The organism is Patulibacter ginsengiterrae (assembly GCF_056269115.1).
The window spans coordinates 282,786-306,380 of sequence record NZ_JBWDOG010000002.1 but is presented as its reverse complement, the minus strand read 5'-3'; the positions used below and the strand labels follow the sequence as shown (position 1 = coordinate 306,380).

Sequence of the window (23,595 nt, the reverse complement as noted above, 5' to 3'; positions counted from 1 at the left end):
GCCGCGGTCGTCGGTCGATCTCGTAGGCTCCCGGGCGTGAGCGACACGCAGCAGAACAGCGGTGCCTGGGCCCTCGGCCTGGCGACGATCTCGGAGGCCGACGGGCGTGTGCTCGACAGCTTCTTCCCCGCGCCCGCGCTGGGGATCGACGCGGCGGCCGTAGCCGCCACCGGCCACCAGGGCGGCACCGGGACCAGTGAGGTCTCCTTCGCCCGCGCCACCGTCGCCGGCAGTGGCGCACTCGCGGCGTCGATCGGAGAGGACCCCGGCCGCGGCGTCCGCACGATCGCGATCGTGACCGTGATCGAGGACCTCGCCGCCGCGCCCGTCGACGCCCACGACGCCTACCTGCGCCTGCACCTGCTCTCCCACCGGCTCGTGCGCCCCCACGGTCTCTCGCTGGAGGGGGCCTTCGGGCTGCTGACCAACGTCGTCTGGACCTCGCAGGGTCCGTGCGCGGTCGACGGCTTCGAGCAGACCCGCCTGCGGCTGCGTGCCGAGGGCCGTCCGGTCGCCGTCACCTCGATCGACAAGTTCCCGCGGATGACCGACTACGTCGTCCCCTCCGGCGTCCGGATCGGCGACGCCGACCGCGTCCGCCTCGGTGCCCACCTCGCCGAGGGCACGACGGTGATGCACGAGGGCTTCGTCAACTTCAACGCCGGGACGCTCGGCGCCTCGATGGTCGAGGGTCGGATCAGCGCCGGCGTCGTCGTCGGTGACGGCACCGACGTCGGCGGCGGCGCCTCGATCATGGGCACGCTCTCCGGCGGCGGCACCGAGGTCATCTCGCTCGGCGAGGGCTGCCTGCTCGGCGCCAACGCCGGCGTCGGGATCTCGCTCGGCGACGGCTGCATCGTCGAGGCCGGCCTCTACGTCACCGGCGGCACCGTCGTGGCCCTGGCCGACGGCACCACCAAGAAGGCCCGCGAGCTCTCGGGCGTCGACGGCCTGCTCTTCCGCCGCGACAGCCGGACCGGTGCCGTCGTCGCGCTCGAGCGCTCCGGCTCCTGGGGCAGCCTCAACGCCCAGCTGCACGCCAACGACTGATCGGCGTGGGCACCCGGGCCGCCACGCGGCGGATCCGGGTGGCCGCTCCGTCCGCCGACCAGCGGCGGCCGGGATCGCCCGGTCCCGGCGGCGTCAGTCCAGCTCGCGGAGGGCGGCGACGAGGTCCTCGGAGGCCTCCGCGGCGTAGACCGGCACCGCCCACCCCGTCAGGTCGACGTGGAGGTCGTCGGCGACGTCGACCGTCAGCTCTCCCCCGTCGAGCTTGACGGTCACCGACTCGTGCTCGGCGTCGCTGGCACCGCTGCCGCCGCCGTCGAGCACGTAGGCGACGGCCGCACCGGAGGCACCGGTCCCGGAGGACATCGTCTCGCCGACGCCGCGCTCGAAGATCCGCGCCCGGATCAGGCCCGGCTCGAGCTCGCAGAACCAGGAGACGTTGGTCCGCTGGGGGAACGCCGGATGCCCCTGGATCCCGGGACCGACGGCGGCCAAGTCGAGTGCCTGCAGCTCCGCGACGGTCGCGACCGCGATCGCGCACTGCGGGTTGCCGATCTTCACGTGCCGGTAGGCCCACGAACGGGTCCCGCCGCTGCCGTCGTCGGCCTCGAGCACCCCGCGACCGTCGTCGGCCCCGCCCGGATGGTCGTCGCTGATCGTCCGCGCCCGGCCCATGTCGACTCGGCAGCTGGTCTCGGAGAGGACCGTCGGCCGGATCTCCCCGGCGATCGTGGTGATCGAGAACTGGCGTTGGTTGGTCCAACCACGACGAACGAGGTACATGATCGCCTCGCGGGCGCCGTTGCCCGACAGCTCGGCCTCGGAGCCGTCGGGGTTCAGGATCCGCAGGTGGGCGACGGTTCCCGGCTCCGTCGGCGGGGCCAGCTCGAGGATCCCGTCGCCGCCGGGACCGAGGTGCGGATCGCACAGCAACTGGACCCGCGCGGGCGTCAGCGGGAGCGGCAGCCGATCGCGTTCGACGATCAGGTAGTCGTTGCCCAGCGCTTGCCACTTCTCGAACTGCATCGCGAGCAGTCTAGGCGGAAGCCCGCGCCGGGGCCAACGGGCTCGTCGCTCAGCGCTGCGCGTCGGGCTCGGCCAGCAGCGGCGCGACGATCTCGGCGGCGACCGCGTCGGGATCGGGATCGGCGCTGAGGTCGAGCACCTCGACCTCGGGCAGCTTCCGCATCCAGGTCAGCTGGCGCTTGACGTAGCGGCGCGTGTCACGCCGCATCCGGTCCTCGTCGCCCTCCAGCAGCGGCAGGAAGCCGTGTGCCTTGCGGGCGGTGCTCGAGGCGCCCGCGGCCTCGGCGGCGCGGACCTCGTCCGCCGCGCCCGCCGCGAGCATCGCGTCGACGCGGGCGTCGATCCGGACCCGCAGCTGCTCGCGGTCACGGACGAGACCGACCAGCCGGGTCGGGTGGCGCGTCTCGGCGGTCCACAGCCGGTTCGGCCCCGTGGGCGGCTGGAGCGCACCGAGCTCGTGCAGCTCGAGCGTCCGGACCAGCCGTGAGCGGTCGCGGGGCGCGATCCCCGCCGCCGCCCACGGGGCGACCGCGGCGAGCCGGGCGTGAAGCGCCTCGGGACCCTCCGCTTCGAGCTCGGCCTCGAGCCGCTCGCGCAGCTCGGGCGGCGCAGGCGGGCGCAGCTGGAGCTCGGTCAGGGCCGCCCGCAGGTAGAGGCCGGTGCCGCCGACGACGATCGGCACCCGCCCCGCCTCGAGGGCCGCGTCGACCTCCCGGTGGGCCATCGCCGCGAAGCGTCCCGCGGAGCAGGTCTCGGTGATCGGCAGGACCCCGACCAGCCGGTGCTCGAGCTCATCCTGGTCGAGCGCGTCACGGGCCCCGGTCAGGGTCTCGATCCCCTGGTAGACCTGGAGGGCGTCGGCGGAGATCGCGACCGGCTCGCGGCCGGCGCGGCGCAGCGCCCGGCCGACCGCGACGGCGATCTCGGTCTTGCCGACGGCGGTCGGACCGAACAGGGCGATCACGGTTGGTCGTGGCACCGCCGTGAGTATGGTGATCTGATGCCTGTCGTGGTCGGCACCGGCTTCTCCGCGTCGCCCCAGGCGGCCACGGGAGCCCCGCTCGCAGCCCGCCAGGCGGCGGCTGGCCTCGCGGGCGCGGAATGCGATCTGGCGCTGGTCTTCGTCGGCGGCGACTACATCCCCGAGACCGATCTGGTGCTCGCGACCGTCCGCGAGATCCTCGATCCGCGCGAGCTGGTCGGCACCACCGCCGGCGGCCTGATCGCCGGTCATGAGGAGCACGAGACGGGCGACGGGATCGCGATCTGGGCGATCAACGTCGGCTCCGGTCGCGCCGAGGTCTTCGAGCTGCGCACGCACGACGTCGAGGACGGGATCGCGCTCGTCGGCCTGCCCTCCCGCCCGATCGGCGTCACCTCGGCCGTGATCCTGCTCGCAGACACCTCCCACCTGCCGCTGGAGGCCACCCTGCGGGCGTTCGAGGAGCACCTCCCGGGGGCGCCCGTGATCGGCGGGGTGCCGTCGCTGGTGCCGCCCGACGGACGGCCGCTGCTCCGCGCCGACGGGCCGACCGACGCGGCCGGGATCGGGATCCGCTTCGAGGGCGTCGAGATCCTGCCGCTGGTGTCCCAGGGCGCACGCCCGATCGGTCCCGAGCTGACGATCACCGACGGTGAAGGCGCCGTGATCCACGAGCTGGCCGGGCGGCCCGCGCTCGAGGCCCTGCGCGACACGGTCGAGGGTCTCGACGACGAGGACCGGGAGCAGATCCGACACGGGCTCCTGCTCGGCTTGGTCGTCGGACCGGGACGTCCGGAGTACGGCAGCGGCGACTTCATCGTCCGCGGCCTCGCCGGGGCCGACCCGCAGACCGGGTCGGTGGTCGTCGGCGCCCCGGTCGAGATCGGCCAGGTCGCGCGGCTGCACGTGCGCGACCCGACGACCGCGGCGGCCGATCTCGAGGACGCCCTGCGGTTGCGGCGGGCCGCAGCGGGATCGGGACGGATCGCCGGCGCCCTGGCCTTCACCTGCAACGGCCGGGGACACGACATGTTCCACGTCGACCACCACGACGCCGCCGCGATCCAGCGCGAGCTCGGGCCGTTGCCGCTCGCGGGCATGATCTCGGCCGGCGAGATCGGCCCCGTCGGCGGACGACCGTTCGTCCACGGCTTCACCGCCACGCTCGCTGTCTTCCTGGCCTGAGCCTGGATGAACCGCCCGGGACGTGGTGTTTCCGGTCGCCGTCGCATACGCTGCGCGCATGCAACTCGCGGGCTCGAAGGTCCTCCTCACCGGTGCGACGGGCGGTCTCGGCCACGCCTTGGCGCGAGCCCTGGCGCGGGAGGGCGCGAACCTGGTCCTGACCGGGCGGCGGGCCGACGTGCTCCAGCCGCTGGCCGACGAGCTCGGTGCGACCGCCGTCGCAGCCGACCTGTCGGTGCGGTCCGACGTCGAGCGCCTGGCCACCGACCACGCTGACGTCGACGTCGTCGTGCACAACGCGGCGCTGCCCGGCAGCGGTCCGCTCGGCGACTACGACGTCGAGCAGGTCGACCGCGTGCTCGAGGTCAACCTGCGGGCGCCGATCGTGCTGACCCGACTGCTGCTTCCGCGACTTCGGGAGCGCGGCCGCGGTCACGTCGTCTTCATCAGCTCGATGTCGGCGAAGGTCCCGACGGCCGACGCCAGCCTCTACGCGGCCACCAAGCTCGGGCTGCGGGGCTTCGCCCAGGCCCTCCGCCCCGAGCTGCGGGGGGCCGGGATCGGCGTCAGCGTCGTCTTCCCAGGCTTCGTGCGCGACGCCGGCATGTTCGCCGACACGGGCGTCGAGCTCCCGACCGGCGTCGGCACCAGCTCGCCGGAGGAGGTCGCCGCCGGGCTCGTCCGCGCGATCACCCGCAACCGTGGCGAGGTCGACGTCGCGCCGGTCGGCGTCCGCGCCACCGGCGTCCTCAACGGCCTCTTCCCCGGCCTGCCCGGCCGGATCGCCGCCAAGGTCGACGGCGGCCGGACCGGCACCGAGATGGCCGAGGCCCAGCGCCTCAAGCGCTGAGCCGGGCGGGCTGGCTCAGCTGCCGAGCTGGGCCAGCAGCGACATCTCGCCGCTGAGGGTCTGTGACGTCGCGCCGGTGATCTCGACCGGAACGGTCTCCCCCGGCTCGCCGAAGCCGGCGAAGTTGACGACCTTGTTGTGGCTGGTGCGGCCACGCAGGCGCTCGGGGTCGTTCCGGGACGGCCCCTCGATCAGCACGTCGAGCGTCCGGCCGACGAAGCGCTGGGTCCGTTCCTTGGCCTTCTCCTGGACCAGCGCGACCAGCCGCTCCATCCGCTCGACCTTGACGGGGTGCGGCACGAACTCGTCGCTCATCTCGGCCGCCTCGGTTCCGCGGCGGGGCGAGAAGACGAAGGTGAAGGCGCCGTCGAAGCCGACCGCCTCGACGACCTCGAGCGTCTCCTCGAACTCGGCGTCGGTCTCGCCCGGGAACCCGACGATGATGTCGGTGGTGATGGCGATGTCCGGGCAGCCCTCGCGGATCATCGCGACCCGGTCGAGGAAGCGCTGCTTGTCGTAGGTCCGCCGCATCCGCTTGAGGATCCGGCTCGATCCCGCCTGCAGCGGTAGGTGGATGTGCTGGCAGACCTCGGGCAGCGCGGCGTGGACGGCGACGACGTCCTCGCGGATGTCCTTCGGGTGCGGCGAGGTGTAGCGGACGCGTTCGATCCCCTCGATCGCGGAGACCGCCATCAGCAGCTCGGCGAAGGTCCGCGGGCGCGGGCGGGCGGTGCCGGCGGTCGACGCCTCGATCCCGGCGCTCACCGCCGCCTGCGGGTCGGCCGGGGTGCCCACCGCGGGGGCAGGAACGGGCTCGTGGGCCGCACCGGTGTCGATCGCGCGACCGGTCGGCCGCTTGGCCGCCTCGCTGAAGGCGAGCAGGGCCTCGGGCAGCGGTTCGGACGTCCGCAGGTCGCGGCCGTAGGCATTGACGTTCTGGCCGAGGAGGGTGACCTCCTTGACGCCGTCGGCGGCGAGCCGCTCGACCTCGTCGATCAGCTGCTCGAACGGGCGCGACGACTCGCGCCCGCGGGTCGAGGGCACGATGCAGTAGGCGCACTTGAGGTTGCAGCCGACGGCGATCTGGACCCACGCCTGGAAGTTCCGGTCCCGCTTGGTCGGCAGGTGCGCGGGGAAGCCCTCGAACTCGAAGAAGCCCTGGGCACTGAGCGAGTCCGAGGTCAGGAACTCGGCCAGGCGGTTGATCTGGCCGGGACCGAAGGCGACGTCGACGAACGGGAACCGGCGGAAGACCTCGTCCTTGACCGACTGAGCCCAGCAGCCACCGACGCCGATGACGATCCCGGGCCGCTCCTTCTTCATCCGCTTGGCGTGCCCGAGGTGGGCGACGAACCGCGAATCGGCCGACTCGCGGATCGAGCAGGTGTTGAAGAGGATCAGGTCGGCGTCGTCCGGAGCCGGGGCTTCGCTGTAGCCCAGCGACTCGAGCATCCCCTTCATCCGCTCGGAGTCGTGCTCGTTCATCTGGCACCCGAAGGTGGTGACGTGGTAGCGCTTGGTTTCGGTGGTGGCGAGCATCCCTGCTCGGGAGGGTAGCGGTGCCCCGGTGCCGGCGGTGCCCTAGACGGCCGTCTCCGCGGAGTCGACCGTCTAGACCTGATCGCCCTCGGCGCACTCCTGCTCGTAGCGACGGATCGCGGCGTAGGCGGTGTCGAGCGCGAAGCCCTTGGTCGCCAGCAGCCGCAGCGCCTTCTGACGGCCCCGGTCGCCGTCGGGCGGGTACCCGGCCAACCGTCGCTCCAGCGTCTCGACCGCGACCGCGGTCTCGTCCTGCGCCTCCGGGTCCTCGGCCAACGCGCGGTCGACGAGCTCGGCGTCGACGCCCGTCCGCTGCAGGCCCTTCGCGATCCGCAGTGCCCCCCAACCGTCCAGCCTCCGCCGGTCCTCGACGTAGCGCTGCGCGTAGCGCGCGTCGTCGAGGTACTCGAGCGTCAGCAGCTCCTCGATCGCACCGTCGATCGAGGCGGGGTCGATCTCGCGCTTGACCAGGTTGGCGCGGACCTCCGCGACCGTCCGGTCGCGCTTGGCCAGGTGCCGGTAGGCCAGCTTGAGCGCGTGCTGCAGCCGCTCCTCCGCGGTACCGCGGAGGCGGGGAGCCCCGTCGGGGTCCCCGCCGCTGCCGTCCTCGTCGAAGAGGCCCTCGGTCACGCGATCGCGGCGGCCGGCTCCTCTGCGGGCGCGGCCTTGGCCTTCTTCTCGGCCTTGGCGTCGCCGCCGGGTCGGACCAGATCGAGCTTCTCGTAGATCTGCCGCTCGATCTCGTCGGCGATCTCCGGGTTCGCGTCGAGGTGGGCCTTGGCGTTCGTGCGCCCCTGGGCCAGCCGCTCACCGGCGAAGGAGAAGAACGAGCCCGACTTCTGGACCACGCCGTGCTCGATCCCGAGGTCGATCAGGCAGCCCGAGGTCGAGATGCCCTTGCCGAACTCGATGTCGAACTCGGCCTGCTTGAACGGCGGCGCGACCTTGTTCTTGACGACCTTGACGCGGACGCGGTTGGCGACCGCCTCGGTCCCGTCCTTGATCGTCTCGATCCGGCGGATGTCGAGCCGCTGCGAGCTGTAGAACTTCAGCGCGCGACCACCCGGCTGCGTCTCCGGCGAGCCGAACATCACGCCGACCTTCTCGCGGATCTGGTTCGTGAACACGCAGAGCGTGTTGGTGCGGTTGAGGTTGCCGGTCAGCTTCCGCATCGCCTGGCTCATCATCCGCGCCTGCAGGCCGACCGTCTGGTCGCCCATCTGGCCCTCGAGCTCGGCCCGGGGCGTCAGCGCCGCGACCGAGTCCAGCGCGACCACGTCGACCGCGCCCGAGCGCACGAGCATGTCCGCGATCTCCAGCGCCTGCTCACCGTAGTCGGGCTGCGAGACCAGCAGCTCGTCGATGTCGAGGCCGATCCGCTGGGCGTAGATCGGGTCCATCGCGTGCTCGACGTCGATGAACGCGCAGACCCCGCCCTTCTTCTGGGCCTCGGCGAGGATGTGGTAGACGAGCGTCGTCTTACCGGAGGACTCCGGGCCGAAGATCTCGATCACACGACCCCGCGGGACCCCGCCGATGCCGAGCGCGATGTCCAGCGCGAGCGCGCCGGTCGGAATCACGTCGACCTGCGAGTGCGCACCTTCCTCGCCCATGCGCATCACGGTGCCCTTGCCGTACTGACGCTCGATCTGCTGCAGGGCGCCCTGCAGGGCAGCATCGCGCGCCTTCGCCGTCGTCTCGTTCTCCTTGGCGGCCATGTCCGTCACACCTCATGTTGAAAGCGGAAGTCGATTGTCCGCCCTCGGTCGGACGGAACCCGACCGTACATGTGTTCGTGTTGCCTGGGTCCGTCGAATCGTGCCGATTCGCTCCCGAATCAGCACCAATTCAGCGCGCCGGGGGCCTCAGGACTCGTCGTGCTCGCCGCGCAGGACCCGTCGCACCAGGTGCAGCGCCGCGGTCGTCGTGCGGTCGCGGACCGCCGCCCGGTCGCCCGGAAGCCGCACGTGCCGGACCAGGCCGCCACCGTCGGCGGTCGCTACGGCCAGGAAGACCGTCCCGACCGGCTTCTCGGGCGTTCCGCCGCCCGGACCCGCGACGCCGGTGATCGACACCGCGATGTCCGCGCCGAGCCGCTCGAGGGCGCCGAGCGCCATCGCCTGGGCGACCTGGGCGGAGACCGCGCCGTGCTCGCGCAACAGCCCGGCAGCGACCCCGAGCGCCCGTTGCTTGACCTCGTTGGAGTACGAGACGACCCCACCCGCGACCACGTCCGAGGACCCGGCCAGATCGGTCAGGCGCCCGGCCAGCAGGCCGCCGGTGCACGATTCGGCCGTCGCGATCTTCCACTGCCGCTCGCGCAGCAGCTCGAGCACGAGCTCGTCGATCGTGCGGCCGTCGGTCGAGAACAACGTCGTCCCGTGGCGCTCGGCCAGGAACGCCTCGAACGCGCGGCCGTCGGCGTCGTGCTCCGGCGCCCAGCGGTTGACGACCTCCAGCTCGCCGCGGTGCACGCAGGTGGTGACCTCGAGCCGGTCCAGCGCGATCCCGGCCTTGCGGGCGTCGCGCATCGTGTCCGCCAGCTCGGACTCGGGGATCCCGAACAGCCGCAGGATCGATTCGTGCAGGGTCTTCGCCCCGCCGAGCGCAGCCTGGAACTGGTCGATCTGCTCGGCCGTCCGCCACATCGGCTGCAGCTCGCTCGGCGGACCGGGCATCACCACGACCGTCGGCGTCGGCGGACGCGACGGATCGTCGTCGGTCGGCGGGACGATCAGGCCCGGCGCGGTACCGACCGGCTCCAGCACCGTCGCCCCCTCGGGGACCAGCGCCTGCTTGCGGTTGGCGGCGCGGATCGCGTCCTCGCTGATGTTCTTCCAGCGCTTCGACATCGGCTGGACGATCGCCCAGATCCGAGCTTCCAGCTCCGGATCGATCGCGGCCGGACGGCCGCTGAACTCGGCCACGATCGCCGTCGTCAGATCGTCCTCGGTCGGACCGAGTCCCCCCGAGGTCACGACCAGCTCGATCCCCTGGTCACGCGCATGCTCGAGCGCGTCCCGCAGGTCCTCGGCCCGGTCGCCGACGGTCACCGTCGAGACGTGCCGGACGCCGAGCTGCCCCAACCGCTGGGCGAGCCACGGGCCGTTGCGGTCGGTCACCCAGCCGCCGAGGACCTCGGTCCCGGTGACGACGACGACCGCGCGCGGGACGCTCATCGGCAGGAAGGGCGCTGGTCGGCCGGCAGACGGGTCTCGCCGTCGGGCGTGATCCGGTAGGCGACGACCCCGCGACTGTCCGCCTTCAACGACAGCCGCTTGCCGCCGCGGGTGACCCGCGCCTTGCTGCTGCTGAGGGCGATCCGGAAGCTCTTCGACCGCAGCACGGCGGTCCGCCTCCCGGGCTGCAGCTGACGACCGTTGACGACCCGCTTGCCGCGGGCGTCGACGACGCAGACGTAGATCGGTGCCGAGCCGCCGCCGGCGACCCGCATCCGGACCAGCTCCGGGGTGCCCGAGGTCGAGCTCGGCCGGGTGTTGGTCGGCGACGGCGCCTTGGTCGTGGTCGGGGTGGCGGCGGGCGTCGTCGGCTCGCCCTCGTCCTTCGAGGTCCGGTAGACGACCCACAGCGCGACCGCGATCAGCAGCAGCAGCACGACGATCGGCAGCCAGTTGGTCCGCTTCGGCGGGCCGAAGGCTCCCCCGCCGCCGCGCCGACCGCGCCGACCGCCCCCGTTCTGACGCCGCGGAGCGACCCCGATCCCGCCGCTCTCGTAGGGCTCGTGGCGGAACTTGTACTCCTCGACCAGCAGCTTGGCGTCGAGTCCGAGCGCCTCGGCGTAGGTCCGCAGGAAGCTCTTCACGAAGGTGGTGCCTGGGAGCAGGCTCCACTCCTCGTTCTCGAGCGCCCGAAGGTACTTCGCCCGAATCTTGGTCCGAGATTCGACCTCGGCGATATCGATGCCGGCCCGCATCCGGGCTTCACGCAGGGTGACACCGATCTCAGCCATACCCGCGGAAGCGTATCGGCCCGTCGTCACTCGCCGCTGGAGGCCACGCTCGCGTGCTCGCCGGTGTGGTCGTCGGTGGCCTCGGCGGGCGGCGGCGCGTGCGGTCCGGCCGGTTCGCCGGCGCCCTCCGGAGCCGCCTCCTCGGGCGCCGCCGTCCCCCGCAACGCGGCCAGGATCCGCGGCAGATCCATCGGCGATACCAGCACCTGACGGGCCTTCGAGCCCTCGAAGCCGGAGACGATCCCGCGCCGCTCCATCATGTCCACGAGCCGCCCGGCCCGGGTGTAGCCGACCCGCAGCCGCCGCTGGAGGCCCGACGTCGAAGCGGCGCCCATCTCGACGACCATCTCGATCGCGTCGGCGAGCAACGGATCCTCGTCGGCGTCGTTGGGGTCGTCGCCGCCCGACTCCGGCTCCTCGACCTCGGTCGCCTCGAGCAGGTCCTCGCGCATCTCCGGCTCGCCCTGCCGCGACCAGTGCTCGGTCAGCGCGGCGATCTCGGCCTCGTCGATGTAGGCGCCCTGGATTCGGGTCAGGCGCGACGAGCCGACCGGGTTGAAGAGCATGTCGCCGCGGCCCAGCAGCGACTCGGCGCCGTTCTGGTCGAGGATCACCCGCGAGTCGGTCTGCGAGGAGACCGAGAAGGCGATCCGCGACGGGACGTTCGCCTTGATCATGCCGGTGATCACGTCGACCCGCGGGGACTGCGTGGCCAGCACCATGTGGATGCCGACCGCACGGGCCTTCTGGGCGATCCGGATGATCGCGTCCTCGACGTCGGCCGGGGCGACCATCATCAGGTCGGCGAGCTCGTCGATCACGCAGAGGATGTACGGCAGCGGCTCGTCGCCGTCCTCGACCCGGACCTTGTTCAGCTCGATCAGGTTGCGGGTCTTCTTGGCGCTCATCACGCCGTAGCGCCACTCCATCTCGCGGACGAGGTTCTGGAGCGCGTTGGCCGCCATCTTCGGGCTCGTGATGACCGGGGTCAGCAGGTGCGGGACGGCCTCGTAGTGGTTGAGCTCGACCTGCTTCGGGTCGACCAGCACCAGCCGGACCTCGTCGGGCGTCGCGTGCAGCAGGATCGAGCTGAGCATCGCGTTGACGCAGCCCGACTTGCCGGCGCCGGTGGTGCCGGCGACCAGCATGTGCGGCATCTTGGCCAGGTCGGCGTAGACCGGGGCGCCCGAGACGTCCTTGCCCAGCCAGACCGTCAGCGGGCTCGCGTCGCCGGGCGGGTCTCCGTAGACGTCGCCGAGGTGGACGATCCGGCGGCGCTTGTTGGGCACCTCGACGCCGACCGCCGTCTTGCCGGGGACCGGAGCGAGGATCCGGATGTCGGTCGCGGCCAGCGCGTAGGCGAGGTCGTCCTTCAGCTGCGAGACCTTCGACATCTTGATGCCGGGGGCCAACCGCAGCTCGTAGCGGGTGATGTGCGGCCCGGCGACGGTGTTCATCACCTGGGCCTGGACGTTGAAGTGCGAGAGCGCCTCGACCAGGGCCTCGGCCGTCTCCGCCTGACCGGCGGTGTCGGGCCGCAGCTGATCGGGGGCCGAGACCTTCAGCAGCACCGGGTCGGGCAGGATGTAGCCGTCCTCGGGCGCGTGGGCGTCGGCCGGGCCGGAGCCCATCGGCTGGCGGGCCCGCAGCTCGGCGATCGTCGGACGCGTGTCGCCGCTCTCGTCGCTGGCTTCGGGCTCGGGGTCCGCTTCCGGGGTCGGCTCGGGGACACGCCGCAGGCGCGGGGCCGCTGGCGGGGTGACGACGGTCGGCGGCTCCTCGACGGGCTCGACCGGAGCCTCGGCGGTGGTCCGCTCGTCGGCGGTCACGGGCTCGCCGAGGTCGAGCTTGGCCTCTCCACCCTCGCCGAACAGGTCGGGGTAGCGGAGCGCACCGTCGAGCTGCGTCTTCTGCTGGCCGCGACCACGCGAGGCGCTGACCGTCTCCCCGCGGGAGGCGGCGATCTCGTCGCTGCCGGTCGGCTCGGGGGGCGTGGCCCGCCGGCGACGCGGATCCGGCAGCTCGGGAACGTCGGCGTCGGCGACCACGTCGTCGGCGGGCCCGCCGGGCGGCGTCGGCCGCGGGCGGTCGCTGGGTGCCTCGTCGGCCGCGGGCTTGGCCCGGCGACGGGGAGCGACCGGGATCTCCAGCTCCTCGTCCTCGAGGCTGCTGGCCCGGCGACGGCTGCCGGTCGTGCTGCTCGCGGTGGCCTCCTCCGGGACCCGGCGGAAGGCGGTCGTCGTCTGCCGGAGCCCCTCGCCCGTGCGGGAGACGATCGACGCGATCGAGGCGCCGGTCAGCAGCAGGACGCCGGCGATCAGCATCGTCACCGCGATCACGTGGGCACCGATCGCGCCGAGCAGGCTCGAGATCGCGAAGTAGAGGAGGTCGCCGACCAGGCCGCCACGGGGACGGACCACGTCGGCGCTCCACAGCTCGTCGCGACCGCCGCCGCCGGCGAGCCCGAAGGTGCCGGTGGCCAGCATCAGCAGGATCGCGAGCACCAGCAGGATCGCGCCGAAGCGGAACGGACGCAGCGTCGGCAGCAGCGGACGCAGGATCAGCAGCATCCCGGTCGCCGCCGCCAGCGGCGGGGTCAGGTAGGCCATCTGCCCGAGCAGGGTCCGGAGGCCGCCGACCAGGCCGTCGCCGATCGCCCCGCCCCACGAGCCGAGGTACATCAGGAACCCGAGGAAGACCGCCAACGCCAGCAGCCCGAGCCCGATCTGGTCGAACTGCCGCTGGGTCAGCGGCCCGGCCACCGCCGCCGTGCCCTTGGGCCCGCCGGCGCCGCGCGCACCACCGCTGCGAGAGCCCGCGGCGGGCTTCTTGGTGCTGCGCGTCGACTTCGACGGGGTACGGGCAGGGGTACGGGTGCGGCTCATGCTCACCGGTGCGCTTCGCCGCCGGCCTCCCCGTTCCTCCCCGCAGCCCGGGACGGCGTCCCGTCGCGGTGGCTCGACCTCAGACTGAGGTTCAAGCTCGGGACGCCGGTGCCCGCCCGCCGCTAACGGGTGCCCGCCCGCCGCTAGCGGGTGTACGCCGCCGGCACGCCCCCGTCGACGTTGAGGATGTTGCCCGTCGACTTGCCCGAGCGAGCCTCCGAGGCGAAGTGCAACGTCGCCTCGGCGATGTCCTCGGGCAGGATCAGGACCTTGAGCGTGTTGCGCTGCCGGTAGTGCTCCTCCAGCTCGTCGGGGCTGAGGCCGTAGTTGGCGGCCCGCTCCGAGCGCCAGCTGCCCTGCCAGATCTTCGAGCCGCGCAGGACGGCATCCGGGTTGACGGTGTTCACGCGGATCCCGTCGGCGCCTCCCTCCTCGGCGAGGCAGCGAGCGAGGTGCAGCTCCGCCGCCTTCGCCGACGAGTACGCCGACGCGTTGCGGCCCGCGACCAGGGCGTTCTTCGAGGCGATGAAGACGACGGCCCCGCCGGTGGCCTGCTCGCGCATGATCCGGAACGCCTCCCTGGCCACCAGGAAGTACCCGGTCCCGAGGATCCGGTGGTTGCGCTCCCACTCCTCGAGCGTGGTGTCCTCGATCGCCGAGCTCGAGGCGATCCCGGCGTTGCTGACCAGGATGTCGACCCCGCCGAACCGGCGAACGGCGTCGCGGTAGGCGTCGCGGACGGACGCCTCGCTCGTGACGTCGCCCCCGATCCCGATCCCGAGCTCGCCCGCCGCCTCGGCCGCGCCGTCCCGATCGAGGTCGAAGCCAGCGATCACCGCGCCCGCCGCCGCCAGCCGGGACGAGATCGCGCGACCGATCCCTCCCCCGGCCCCGGTCACGAACGCGACCTTGCCCTCGAGCTCGCCCGGAGCGGCGGCCAGCGAGAGCTTGTACAGCTCCAGCGGCCAGTACTCGACGGCGAAGCTCTCCTCGGCGGTCAGCGAGACGAACTCGCCGAGCGCGTCAGCACCGGCCATCACCGCGATCGCACGGTGGTAGAGGTCCCGCGAGAGGGTGGCGCCCTTGACGGTCGGCGCCACGCCGACCAGGCCGACGTGCTGGATCAGCACCACGCGCGGGTCGGGATCGCCGATCGGAACCGGACCGCCCGTCTGGCCCGGCATCCGGACGTCGGGGTTCTCGGCGTTCGCCGCGTGGTAAGCGCGGTAGGCGTCACGGTAGGCCGCAGCGCCGTCCCGCGCGCGCTCGACGAGCACCGACGGGTCCTCCGTCGTCGGGTCGAACGGGATCCACAGCGGCAGCCGCTTGGTGTGGACCAGGTGGTCCGGGCAGGCGGCGCCGACGGTCACCAGCTCGGGCACCCGGACCGAGCTCACGAACTCCAGCGCCTGCGGCCCATCGTCGACGAGCAGGACCTTCGCCCGGGCGCTGGAGACCGCGCCGCGCAGGCTCGGCAGGAGCCCGTCGAGCACGGCCTGGCGCCCGGCCGCGTCGAGCGCGCCCGCCGCGGCCGCCGGCCCGCCGAAGCGGCGCTTCCCGGCCGTCCGCTCGTTGACGAAGCGCGCGCCCTCGTTGATGATCGCGATCGTCCGCCGGTACGTGTCCTCCGCGCTGTCGCCCCAGACGACCAGGCCGTGCTTGCCGAGCACGACCAGCTCAGCCGCCGGGTTGTCGCGGACGGCCTCGCCGATCTGCTTCGCGAGCGCGAAGCCGGGACGGACGTAGGGGATCCAGAGCGCGCGTTCGCCGAACAGCTCCGCGATCAGCGCCTCGCCGTCGGCCTCGCCGGCGATCACGTTGATGCCGTCGGGGTGCGTGTGGTGGACGTGGTCGGCCGGGATGAACGCGTGCAGCAGCGTCTCGATCGAGCCGCGCGGCATCGCCGGATCGAGCATCGAGCGACCGACGTAGGCCACCATCTGCTCGTCGCTCATGCGCGGGCGATCGAGCAGCGGCTCCAGCTCGTCGAGCCGCAGCCCGGTGAATGAGCCCTCGGTCATCGTCGCCAGGTCGGAGCCGGAGCCCTTGACCCACATCGCCCGGAGCTCGCGCCCGCTGTGGTCGGTCGTGACCCCCTTCGCGGAGGTGTTGCCGCCGCCGACGTTGGCGACGGCGCGGTTGGCCCCGAGCAGGTGCGACGCGAGCACGACCTGTCCGAGCGGATCGGCGGGAACGTCGCCGTGCTCGGGCCAGAGGTCATCGGCCAGATCGACCAGGGGAACGGTGGTGCTGCTCATCGTGGTGCCTCGTGCAGGGTGCAGATCGTGGGGACGGAGGTCGCCGAGCCGCGGGCCCGCGCGTCGGCGGGCCCGGGCGACGGGCCGGACGGTCGGGTGACGACGGGAAGCGCGTTCACCGGCCCCAGCCTCCGGCGACCCCGGCCGCGCGACCGCGCGCGTCGATCGTCCGCTGGAGGTAGCCGGACGACCGCAGCTCGCCGATCGGGTCGGGGCTGGCGCCCTGCTGCTCCCGCACGCTGGCGGTCAGCGGCCGGACGTCGACGGCGAAGGCGTCCGCGAGCAGCCCGTAGGCGCCGTTGACGTCGCCGGCCCGCTGGGCGGCCTTCAGGGCGGTGCGGTCGACGAGCAGCGCCTTGGCGTAGGCGTCCTGGATGTGCAGGACCGAGCGCAGCATCGCCTCGACCTTGGTCTCGACGTTGTGGCCCTGGTCGATCGAGATCCGCGGCAGCTCCGGCAGCGCGGTCAGCTCGAAGAAGATCGAGAACAGCGCGAACGGGTTGACGGAGCCGGTGATCAGGTCGTCGTCGCCGTAGCGGCGGTCGTTGGTGTGGAAGCCGCCGAGCAGGTCGTACGAGGCGAGGGTCGCCACGATCTGCTCGATGTTGACCCCGTGCGCGTGGTGACCGAGGTCGACCAGGACCTTCGCGCGCTCGCCGATCTCGCGGCAGAGCAGCGCGGCCGATCCCCAGTCCGCGATATCGGTCGCGTAGAACGCCGGCTCGTAGAGCTTGTACTCGACGAGCAGCGCGATCGACCCCGCGCCGCCACCCGCCCCACGCTCGGTCGTTGCGTGCAGCTCCTGGAGCGCCTCGCGCATCCGGTGGCGACGCTCGAGCAGGTCGTCCTGGCCGACGTAGTTGGTGCCGTCGGCGAACCACAGCGAGAGCGCGTCGGAGCCGGTCGCGGCGGCGATCTCGCCGCACTCCAGCAGGTGATCGGTCGCCTTCCGCCGGATCGCCGGATCGGGATTGGTCGTCGAGCCGAGCTTGTAGTCGACGTCCTGGAACAGGTTCGGGTTGATCGTGCCGACCGTCAGGCCGCGGTCGCGGATCTCGTGGCCGAGCCGCGCGTAGTCGTCGACGGCGTCCCACGGGATGTGGAGCGCTACCCGCGAGGAGGCGCCGGAGAGCCGGGCGACCGCGGCGGCATCGTCGAGCCGTTCGAGCACGTTGCGCGGACGACCGTCCTGCAGGAAGGTGGCGAAGCGGGTGCCGGAGTCGCCGAAGCCCCAGGACGGGACCTCGACCACCAGCCCGGCGAGGCGACGGCGCACGGCGGCGACGTCGACCCCGCGGTCGGTCAGCTCGTTGGCGAGGTGCTCGTAGGCGATCATGGGTCGGGGTCCTCGGGTTGGGGGATCAGACGGGAGTCGGGGACGACGTCAGGCCGCTGACCGCCAGGAACCGGCGGTAGCGGTCGTCCGCGGCGGCGCGGTCGGCGGCGGGCACGTAGACGAGCGGCTGGGCCGACGCCGCGGCGAGCGCCCGCTGGTCGGCGCGCGAACCGAGCTCGCCCGCGGCCCGCAGCTGCACGAGCACGTTGCCGAGGCCGGTCGCCTCGACCGGGCCGGCCAGGACGGTCCGGCCGGTCAGGTCCGCGGTCAGCCGGCAGAGCAGCTCGTTGCGCGCGCCACCGCCGACGACGTGGATCGTGGTCACTCGCCGTCCGCTGACGGCCTCCAGCCGCTCCAGCACCCAGCGGTAGCGGGCGGCGAGCGAGACCAGCACGCAGCGGACGGTCTCTCCGCGCGTGGCCGGCGGACGCTGGTCGCTGCGGCGGCAACGCTGCTCGATCAGGGCGGGCACGTCGTCCGGGGCGAGGAACGCGGGATCGTCGACGTCGAAGACGGGCACCGGCTCCGCGCCGTCCGCGTAGGCCTCGGCGGCGAGCCGCTGCAGCTCTCCGGCGCCCAGGCCCCAGGTCCGCGACAGCTCCTGCACCAGCCACAGGCCCATCACGTTCCGCAGCAGCCGGACGGTGCCGTCGACCCCCCGCTCGTTGGTCAGGTTCGCCTCGCGCGCGGCGCCGTCGAGGATCGGACCGTCGAGCTCCAGGCCGAGCAGCGACCACGTCCCACTGGAGAGGATCGCGGCGCCCTCGCGGTCCGTGACCGGGGCCGCGGCGAAGGCCGAGGCGGTGTCGTGGCTGGCGACGGCGTGGATCGCCGCGTCGCCGAGACCGAGCTGCGGGCGCACCCGCCCGATCGTGGTCCCGGCCTCGACCACCGGTCCGAACAGCCCTGCCGGCAACTCCAGCCGGTCCAGCAGCGGCGCCGACCATCGGCCGCTGCGGGCATCGAGCAGGCCGGTGGTGGAGGCGTTCGTCGCCTCGTTGACGAGGTCGCCGCCGAGCCAGTGGGCGAGCAGATCGGGGATCAGCGCGATCCGCTCGGCCGCCGCGAGGGCCGCCGAGCCGCGCTCCGCCTCGAGCTGGAAGACGGTGTTCAGGGGCAGCGTCTGGATCCCGGCGATCGCGTACTGCTCGTCGCGGGGCACGCGGGCGAAGCTGCGTTCGATCGTCCCTTCCGTTCGGCGGTCGCGGTAGTGGAACGGCAGCCCGAGCAGCCGCCCTCCGGCGTCGAGCAGGCCGTAGTCGACGGCCCAGCTGTCGACGCCGACCGACGCGATCGGGCCGTCGGCCGCGATCGCGGCCAGCCCCTCGAGCGCCTGCGCGTAGAGGTGCAGCAGGTCCCAGTGGCGTCCGTCCGGCAGGTCGACCGGTCGGTTGAGGAAGCGTGCCGCCTCGCGCAGGACGACCCGTTCGCCGTCGAGCCGCCCGGCGAGGACCCGGCCGCTGGAGGCTCCGAGGTCGATCGCGGCGTAGGTCGGGGCGACCGCGCTAGGCACGTTCGAAGCGGGGACGACGCCGCTGCGGACCGATCGGCCTCATGCGGTGGCCGAGGACGTCTGATCGTCGCCGCCGTCGATCTGCCGGAGCGGGACGCCGGCGGCGCGCAGCGCCTCGAGCGAGTCTCCGGCGGCGTCGGCGACGAGCACCTCAGTGCAGTCCGCGACCGGCCCGATCACGTTCAGGCCACGACGCTCGAGCTTCTCACCGACGAGCAGCAGGGTCGACCGCTTCGCGTGCTCGATCATCACCCGCTTGACCTCCGCCTCCAGCGGATCGGCATCGGTCAGGGCCCCGTCGGGCGCGACCCCCTTGACCGACAGGAACGCGTGGTCGGTCCAGTGCCGGCGGAGGCCCTCGACGGCGACCGGCCCGACGAACGAGCGCGAGAGCCGCCGCAGCTGACCGCCCACGGCGATCAGGTCGATCGTGTCGCGGCCGCTGGCGGCGATCAGCTCGATCACGGGCAGGGCGTTGGTGACCACGGTCACCGTCCGGTTCTCGCGGACCAGCAGATCGGCGAGGTGGTAAGCGGTCGTCGAGGAGTCGAGGAACAGCGCCTCGCCGTCCTCGACCGTCGCGGCGGCAGCGGCGGCGAGCGCGCGCTTGCCGGCGGTCGCCGTGCCCAGCCGCGTGGTGAAGGAGTCCTCGTGACCGCTGGCGCTCGGCAGGACGGCGCCCCCGTGGGTCCGCCGCGCGAGGCCCTGACGTTCGAGCTCTCCGAGGTCCCGGCGGGCGGTCATCGGCGAGACGCCGAAGCGGTCCTCGATCTCGTTGACGGTGACCACTCGCTGCGCCTGCAGCAGCTCGGTGATCGCCTCGCGCCGGCCCTCGGCCAGGCGGAGGCGGTCGTCGGTGGCTCTGCGGTCGTTCTGTGACATTGACTGGTCGATCCCGTGGGCGTTTTGCCCGAGTTCGAGCAAAATCGATCACACCAGACCACGGGCCCGGTGTCAAGCCCGCGGCGCGCCGAACCGCGGCCCGGCCGTTCAGGCGGCGGGCAGGTCGATCCACTCGACCCCGACGTCGTCCGGCGAGCGTCGTCGTTCGTGCACCAGTCGGCGAGGCCCGCAGCCCGCGTCGCCGGGCGGGCTAGCCGTCGGTCGGCGGCTCGGCGTCGCCGGAGACGTCGCTGTCGATCCGGCTGATCACGACGCCCGACGCGTGCAACGCGCCGAGCTGCTCCTTGCCGGCTCCGGCGACGAGCACGGCCGCCATCGCCGCGATCGGAGCGATCACGCTCAGGCCACGGCGCTCGAGCTTGCTGTCGTCGACCAGCAGCGTCGCCCGCTCGGCCTGCTCGATCATCGCCCGCTTGATCTCGGCCTCGTGCGGGTCGCCGTCGGTCAGCGTGCCGTCGCGGGCGATCCCCTTGACCGACAGGAAGGCACGATCGGTCCAGTGCCGGCGGAGCGACTCGACGGCGACCGGGCCGACGAACGAGCGCGAGATCCGGCGCAACTGCCCACCGGCGGCGACCAGCTCGATCGTGTCGCGGCCGTTGCTGGCGATCAGGTCGACGATCGGCAGCGAGTTGGTCACCACGGTCACGGCGCGGCCGTCCCGGACCAGGACCTCGGCGAGGTGGTAGGCCGTGGTCGAGGAGTCGAGGAAGAGCGCCTCGCCGTCGACGACGGTCGCGGCCGCCGCGACCGCCAGTGCGCGCTTGGCCGCGGTCGCGGTGCCCATCCGGGCCACGAACGAGTCCTCGTGGCCGCTCGCGCTCGGCAGCACGGCGCCGCCGTGGGTTCGCCGGGCGAGGCCCTGCCGCTCGAGCTCCCCGAGGTCCCGGCGGGCGGTCATCGGCGAGACGCCGAAGCGGTCCTCGATCTCGTTGACGGTGATCGCCCGTTGGGCCCGGAGCAGTTCGCCGATCGCCTCGCGGCGGCCCTCGGCGAGCCGGAGGCGATCGTCGGTCGTGGTGTGGTCGCTCTTGGTCATCGCCTGTCGCGGGTCGCCCGCAGCACCCATATTCGCGCAGAACCGGACAGGCGGGTGGTCCAGGTCCCCGGCGCGGCCCGAGCGGCGGGTCGGGCGCAGGCCCACCGGCCGGTCGGGCCCGACCGCGCGCCGCCTCCACCCCGCCGCCCGCGTCGGCTCGGCCGGTGGTCGTCTCAGCCGACGCGATCGGGCGTGACGAGGACCACGACCAGGGTCCGCGGACCGTGCACGCCCTCGACCCGCTGGAGCTCGATGTCGCTCGTCGCCGACGGACCCGAGACGAACGTCAGCGGTGGCGTCGCCGACGGGTCGGCGCCGTCCGGCGGGGCGAGCACCGCGAACGCGTCGTCGACGTCGGCGACGACCTGGGCGGTCGAGACCACGCAGACGTGCACGTCGGGGACGAGCGTCAGCCGCCGCGGCCCCTGGTCGGGGCCGTGGTCGAGGACGATCGTCCCGGTCTCCGCGATCCCGACCCGACAGGCGGTCACGACCGCGTCGATCCGCTCCAGCTCGGCGACGCCGATCGTCGAGCCGTCGTACGTGGCCTGCTCCGGACGCCATTCGCCGGCGAGACCGTCTGGCGCGGCGACCGCCTCGATCCCATCGAGCTCGGCCAGCGCCGCGGTGATCGTCTCCCGGACCTGGTCGGCCGCGCAGCGCCGGACGGTCGCCCGGTAGTCGGCGACCCGCTCGGCGAACCGCTCGACCAGCTCCTCCGGGCTCCGCTGCGGCCGGCGCTGATCGGCCGGGACCGGGCCGACGGTGATGCCGCGTCGCTCGGCTGGCGGGGTCGTGTCGTCGCGCTCGGCGTCGCGCAACGCCCCGCGGATCTGGCCGAGCATCTGCTCGCGGGCGCTCACCGGACGTCCTCCGTCGACGACGGGCCGTCGGCCGGCGGACGCGTCTTCCACCAGTCCCGGAACGACCCCTCCGGCTGCGGCAGATCCCGCGACGAGGTCCAGCCGGAGATCCCCGGCAGCGCCCCGCGGGCGCCACGACCGCCGTGCATCAGGGCCAGCCCGAGCCGACCGGCCCGCTGGGCGGCCTCGTAGGCCCGCCGGTTGCCCATGATCCGTCCGAGCGCCCGCAGGCTCAACCGCTCGACTCCCGCGTGGTGCCCCTTGCCGGAGGCGTCGGTCTCCTCGGTCACCCGCCCGCGCAGGTGGACGAGGATCCGCGGGATGTCGATCTTGACCGGGCAGACCTCGTAGCAGGCACCGCAGAGGCTCGAGGCCCACGGCAGCGTCGGCGCCTCGTCGAGGCCCTGGAGCTGCGGGGTCAGGATCGCGCCGATCGGGCCGGGGTAGATCGACTCGTAGGCCTGGCCCCCGGTCCGTTCGTAGACCGGGCAGACGTTGAGGCAGGCGGAGCAGCGGATGCAGCGCAGCGCGTCGCGGCCGACCGGATCCGCGAGCACCTGGGTCCGCCCGTGGTCGACGAGCACCAGGTGGAACGCCTCCGGCCCGTCGCCGGGGGTCAGACCGGTCCACAACGAGGTGTACGGGTTCATCCGCTCGCCGGTCGACGAGCGCGGGAGCAGCCGCATGATCGTGGCGAGGTCCTCCCACCGCTCGAGGACCTTCTCGATCCCCATCACCGTGATCAGCGTCTTCGGCAGCGTCAGGCACATCCGCCCGTTGCCCTCGGACTCCACGATCGCGACGGTGCCGGTCTCGGCGACCGCGGCGTTGGCCCCGGAGATCGCCACCGGTACCCGCAGGAACTGGGCGCGGAGGTGCCGGCGGGCGGCCTCGGCGAGCGCGGCCGGGTCGTCGCTGACGTCCTCGGCACCGGGCAGGTTGGCCCGGAACAGGTCGCGGATCTCGCGCCGGTTGCGGTGGATCGCCGGGACCAGGATGTGGCTCTGGCGGTCGCCGGCGAGCTGGACGATCAGCTCGGCGAGGTCGGTCTCCTGGGGGCGGATCCCGGCCTCGATCAGGGCGGGGTTGAGCTCGAGCTCGTCGCCGAGCAGCGACTTGACCTTGATCACCTCGTCGCTGCCGGTCGCGCGCACCAGGTCGATCACGGTCCGCTGGGCGGTGGCCGCGTCGGGCGCCCAGTGGACCTGGCCCCCGGCGGCGATCACGCGCTGCTCGAGCAGCACCAGCAGCTCGTCCAGCCGCCGCAGCGAGCGGTCACGGGCCGCGGCCCCCTCGTCGCGCAGGTGCTCCCAGTCGGGGACCTCGGCGACGACCCGACCGCGCTTGGCCCGGATCGTGGCCGTCGCGTGGCCGACGTTGGCCCGCATCTGGCTGTTGGCCAGCGCGGTCCTCGCGCTCTCCGGGAAGGGCGGCGGTGGGCTCGGCCAGTGACCGCTCACCGGGCCACCTCCCCCGCGAGGATCTCGGCGTAGTGGAGCGGACGCACCGCCGAGCGCTGGCGCGCGAGGCCCCCGCCGAGGTGCATCAGGCAGGAGCTGTCGGCGGCGGTCAGGATCTCGGCGCCGGTGCCCTGCACGTGGCGGAGCTTGTCGGTCATCATCGCGGTCGAGACGTCGGCGTTGGTGACGGCGAAGGTCCCGCCGAACCCGCAGCAGCTGGTCGCCTCGGGCAGCTCCCGCAACGTGATCCCGGGGACCTGGCGGAGCAGCCGCTGGGGACGGTCGCCGATCTTCAGCAGCCGCAGCCCGTGGCAGGTCGGGTGGTAGGTCACGCTGTGGGGAAAGGCCGGCGCCCGGACGTCCTCGATCCCGAGGTCGTCGACCAGGTACGTCGAGAGGTCGCGGGTGCGGGCGGCCAGCGCGCGGGCCTCGCGGGCGAGCCCGGGGTCGTCGCATCCGTCGGCCAGGTGCGGGTAGTGCTCGACGACCTGCGCCGCGCACGACGGCGAGGGGCTGACCACGACATCGGCGTCGGCGAACGCCTCGACCGTCCGCCGGAGCAGCCGCTGGGCCTCGCGCGGGTGGCCGGCGTTGTGGTGCATCTGCCCGCAGCAGGTCTGGTCGAGCGGCACGTCGACGGTGACGCCTGCCCGCTCGAGCACGGTGACGGTCGCTCGCCCGACATCGGGGAAGAGCGTGTCGACCAAACAGGTGATCAGCAACGATGCGCGAGTCCCCATCCCGACGGAGCCTAGCTCTCCGACGACCGGGCCGTCGT

The 23,595-nt window shown here is 73.2% G+C and carries 19 protein-coding genes; 3 read left to right on the top strand and 16 right to left on the bottom strand.

The features are described from left to right. Window positions 1-36 precede the first annotated feature (36 nt). Entirely contained in the window at window positions 37-1,050 is a 1,014-nt protein-coding gene (dapD, locus tag ACVUH9_RS04845; protein WP_475754479.1) for a 2,3,4,5-tetrahydropyridine-2,6-dicarboxylate N-succinyltransferase, read from the top strand. 93 nt (window positions 1,051-1,143) lie between these two features. Here dapD and dapF read toward each other — a convergent pair whose 3' ends face one another. Both dapF and miaA read right to left on the bottom strand, forming a co-directional pair. Further along, a complete protein-coding gene (gene dapF / locus ACVUH9_RS04840; RefSeq protein WP_475754477.1) occupies window positions 1,144-2,034 on the bottom strand; it encodes a diaminopimelate epimerase in 891 nt (296 codons plus the stop codon). Between the two features lie 49 nt (window positions 2,035-2,083). Beyond that, entirely contained in the window at window positions 2,084-3,013 is a 930-nt protein-coding gene (gene miaA / locus ACVUH9_RS04835; protein WP_475754475.1) for a tRNA (adenosine(37)-N6)-dimethylallyltransferase MiaA, read from the bottom strand. 21 nt (window positions 3,014-3,034) lie between these two features. Here miaA and ACVUH9_RS04830 point away from each other — a divergent pair, with 21 nt between their 5' ends. Together ACVUH9_RS04830 and ACVUH9_RS04825 are read left to right on the top strand one after the other, a co-directional pair. Further along, window positions 3,035-4,201: an FIST signal transduction protein gene (locus ACVUH9_RS04830; RefSeq protein ID WP_475754473.1), complete on the top strand. Its 1,167-nt coding sequence runs from the start codon at window positions 3,035-3,037 to the stop codon at window positions 4,199-4,201. Window positions 4,202-4,259: 58 nt separating this feature from the next. Then, entirely contained in the window at window positions 4,260-5,051 is a 792-nt protein-coding gene (locus ACVUH9_RS04825; RefSeq protein WP_475754471.1) for an SDR family NAD(P)-dependent oxidoreductase, read from the top strand. 15 nt (window positions 5,052-5,066) lie between these two features. Here ACVUH9_RS04825 and ACVUH9_RS04820 read toward each other — a convergent pair whose 3' ends face one another. From ACVUH9_RS04820 to ACVUH9_RS04755, 14 genes are all read right to left on the bottom strand, one after another. Next, entirely contained in the window at window positions 5,067-6,590 is a 1,524-nt protein-coding gene (locus tag ACVUH9_RS04820) for a MiaB/RimO family radical SAM methylthiotransferase (protein WP_475754469.1), read from the bottom strand. Between the two features lie 72 nt (window positions 6,591-6,662). Continuing rightward, entirely contained in the window at window positions 6,663-7,220 is a 558-nt protein-coding gene (locus ACVUH9_RS04815; protein ID WP_475754467.1) for a regulatory protein RecX, read from the bottom strand. After that, window positions 7,217-8,308, bottom strand: a complete 1,092-nt coding sequence (gene recA / locus ACVUH9_RS04810; protein WP_475754465.1) for a recombinase RecA — start codon at window positions 8,306-8,308, stop codon at window positions 7,217-7,219. Before recA ends, ACVUH9_RS04815 begins: the two co-directional genes overlap by 4 nt. A 147-nt stretch (window positions 8,309-8,455) precedes the next feature. Beyond that, on the bottom strand, window positions 8,456-9,769 hold the full coding sequence (locus ACVUH9_RS04805) for a competence/damage-inducible protein A (RefSeq protein WP_475754464.1): 1,314 nt from the start codon (window positions 9,767-9,769) through the stop codon (window positions 8,456-8,458). Beyond that, entirely contained in the window at window positions 9,766-10,560 is a 795-nt protein-coding gene (locus ACVUH9_RS04800) for a helix-turn-helix domain-containing protein (RefSeq protein WP_475754462.1), read from the bottom strand. Before ACVUH9_RS04800 ends, ACVUH9_RS04805 begins: the two co-directional genes overlap by 4 nt. Window positions 10,561-10,586: 26 nt before the next feature. Next, entirely contained in the window at window positions 10,587-13,445 is a 2,859-nt protein-coding gene (locus ACVUH9_RS04795; RefSeq protein WP_475754460.1) for a DNA translocase FtsK 4TM domain-containing protein, read from the bottom strand. A 143-nt stretch (window positions 13,446-13,588) separates the two neighbouring features. Then, window positions 13,589-15,703 carry a bifunctional rhamnulose-1-phosphate aldolase/short-chain dehydrogenase gene (rhaD, locus tag ACVUH9_RS04790; RefSeq protein ID WP_475754458.1) on the bottom strand — a complete coding sequence of 705 codons (2,115 nt, stop codon included), beginning with the start codon at window positions 15,701-15,703 and terminating at the stop codon, window positions 13,589-13,591. Between the two features lie 115 nt (window positions 15,704-15,818). Continuing rightward, complete coding sequence (locus tag ACVUH9_RS04785) at window positions 15,819-17,039, bottom strand: TIM barrel protein (protein WP_475754456.1); 1,221 nt, start codon at window positions 17,037-17,039, stop codon at window positions 15,819-15,821. Window positions 17,040-17,064: 25 nt separating this feature from the next. Beyond that, complete coding sequence (locus tag ACVUH9_RS04780; RefSeq protein WP_475754454.1) at window positions 17,065-18,552, bottom strand: rhamnulokinase; 1,488 nt, start codon at window positions 18,550-18,552, stop codon at window positions 17,065-17,067. 39 nt (window positions 18,553-18,591) lie between these two features. Further along, complete coding sequence (locus ACVUH9_RS04775) at window positions 18,592-19,434, bottom strand: DeoR/GlpR family DNA-binding transcription regulator (RefSeq protein WP_475754452.1); 843 nt, start codon at window positions 19,432-19,434, stop codon at window positions 18,592-18,594. 211 nt (window positions 19,435-19,645) lie between these two features. Further along, a complete protein-coding gene (locus ACVUH9_RS04770) occupies window positions 19,646-20,494 on the bottom strand; it encodes a DeoR/GlpR family DNA-binding transcription regulator (RefSeq protein WP_475754450.1) in 849 nt (282 codons plus the stop codon). A gap of 173 nt (window positions 20,495-20,667) precedes the next feature. Next, complete coding sequence (locus ACVUH9_RS04765) at window positions 20,668-21,357, bottom strand: LutC/YkgG family protein (RefSeq protein WP_475754448.1); 690 nt, start codon at window positions 21,355-21,357, stop codon at window positions 20,668-20,670. Then, a complete protein-coding gene (locus ACVUH9_RS04760) occupies window positions 21,354-22,817 on the bottom strand; it encodes a lactate utilization protein B (RefSeq protein WP_475754446.1) in 1,464 nt (487 codons plus the stop codon). The genes ACVUH9_RS04765 and ACVUH9_RS04760 overlap by 4 nt, the downstream gene beginning before the upstream one ends. Continuing rightward, window positions 22,814-23,557: a (Fe-S)-binding protein gene (locus ACVUH9_RS04755; protein ID WP_475754444.1), complete on the bottom strand. Its 744-nt coding sequence runs from the start codon at window positions 23,555-23,557 to the stop codon at window positions 22,814-22,816. Before ACVUH9_RS04755 ends, ACVUH9_RS04760 begins: the two co-directional genes overlap by 4 nt. Window positions 23,558-23,595 lie beyond the last annotated feature (38 nt).

What these genes read in the sequence shown, in the direction of transcription:
- ACVUH9_RS04830 (WP_475754473.1), top strand. Translation starts at nt 3,035, where the DNA reads ATGCCTGTCGTGGTCGGCACCGGCTTCTCCGCGTCGCCCCAGGCGGCC.
- ACVUH9_RS04800 (WP_475754462.1), bottom strand. Translation starts at nt 10,560, where the DNA reads ATGGCTGAGATCGGTGTCACCCTGCGTGAAGCCCGGATGCGGGCCGGC.
- ACVUH9_RS04795 (WP_475754460.1), bottom strand. Translation starts at nt 13,445, where the DNA reads ATGAGCCGCACCCGTACCCCTGCCCGTACCCCGTCGAAGTCGACGCGC.
- rhaD (WP_475754458.1), bottom strand. Translation starts at nt 15,703, where the DNA reads ATGAGCAGCACCACCGTTCCCCTGGTCGATCTGGCCGATGACCTCTGG.
- ACVUH9_RS04755 (WP_475754444.1), bottom strand. Translation starts at nt 23,557, where the DNA reads ATGGGGACTCGCGCATCGTTGCTGATCACCTGTTTGGTCGACACGCTC.
- dapF (WP_475754477.1), bottom strand. Translation starts at nt 2,034, where the DNA reads ATGCAGTTCGAGAAGTGGCAAGCGCTGGGCAACGACTACCTGATCGTC.
- ACVUH9_RS04770 (WP_475754450.1), bottom strand. Translation starts at nt 20,494, where the DNA reads ATGACCAAGAGCGACCACACCACGACCGACGATCGCCTCCGGCTCGCC.
- recA (WP_475754465.1), bottom strand. Translation starts at nt 8,308, where the DNA reads ATGGCCGCCAAGGAGAACGAGACGACGGCGAAGGCGCGCGATGCTGCC.
- ACVUH9_RS04785 (WP_475754456.1), bottom strand. Translation starts at nt 17,039, where the DNA reads ATGATCGCCTACGAGCACCTCGCCAACGAGCTGACCGACCGCGGGGTC.
- ACVUH9_RS04775 (WP_475754452.1), bottom strand. Translation starts at nt 19,434, where the DNA reads ATGTCACAGAACGACCGCAGAGCCACCGACGACCGCCTCCGCCTGGCC.
- ACVUH9_RS04820 (WP_475754469.1), bottom strand. Translation starts at nt 6,590, where the DNA reads ATGCTCGCCACCACCGAAACCAAGCGCTACCACGTCACCACCTTCGGG.
- ACVUH9_RS04825 (WP_475754471.1), top strand. Translation starts at nt 4,260, where the DNA reads ATGCAACTCGCGGGCTCGAAGGTCCTCCTCACCGGTGCGACGGGCGGT.
- ACVUH9_RS04805 (WP_475754464.1), bottom strand. Translation starts at nt 9,769, where the DNA reads ATGAGCGTCCCGCGCGCGGTCGTCGTCGTCACCGGGACCGAGGTCCTC.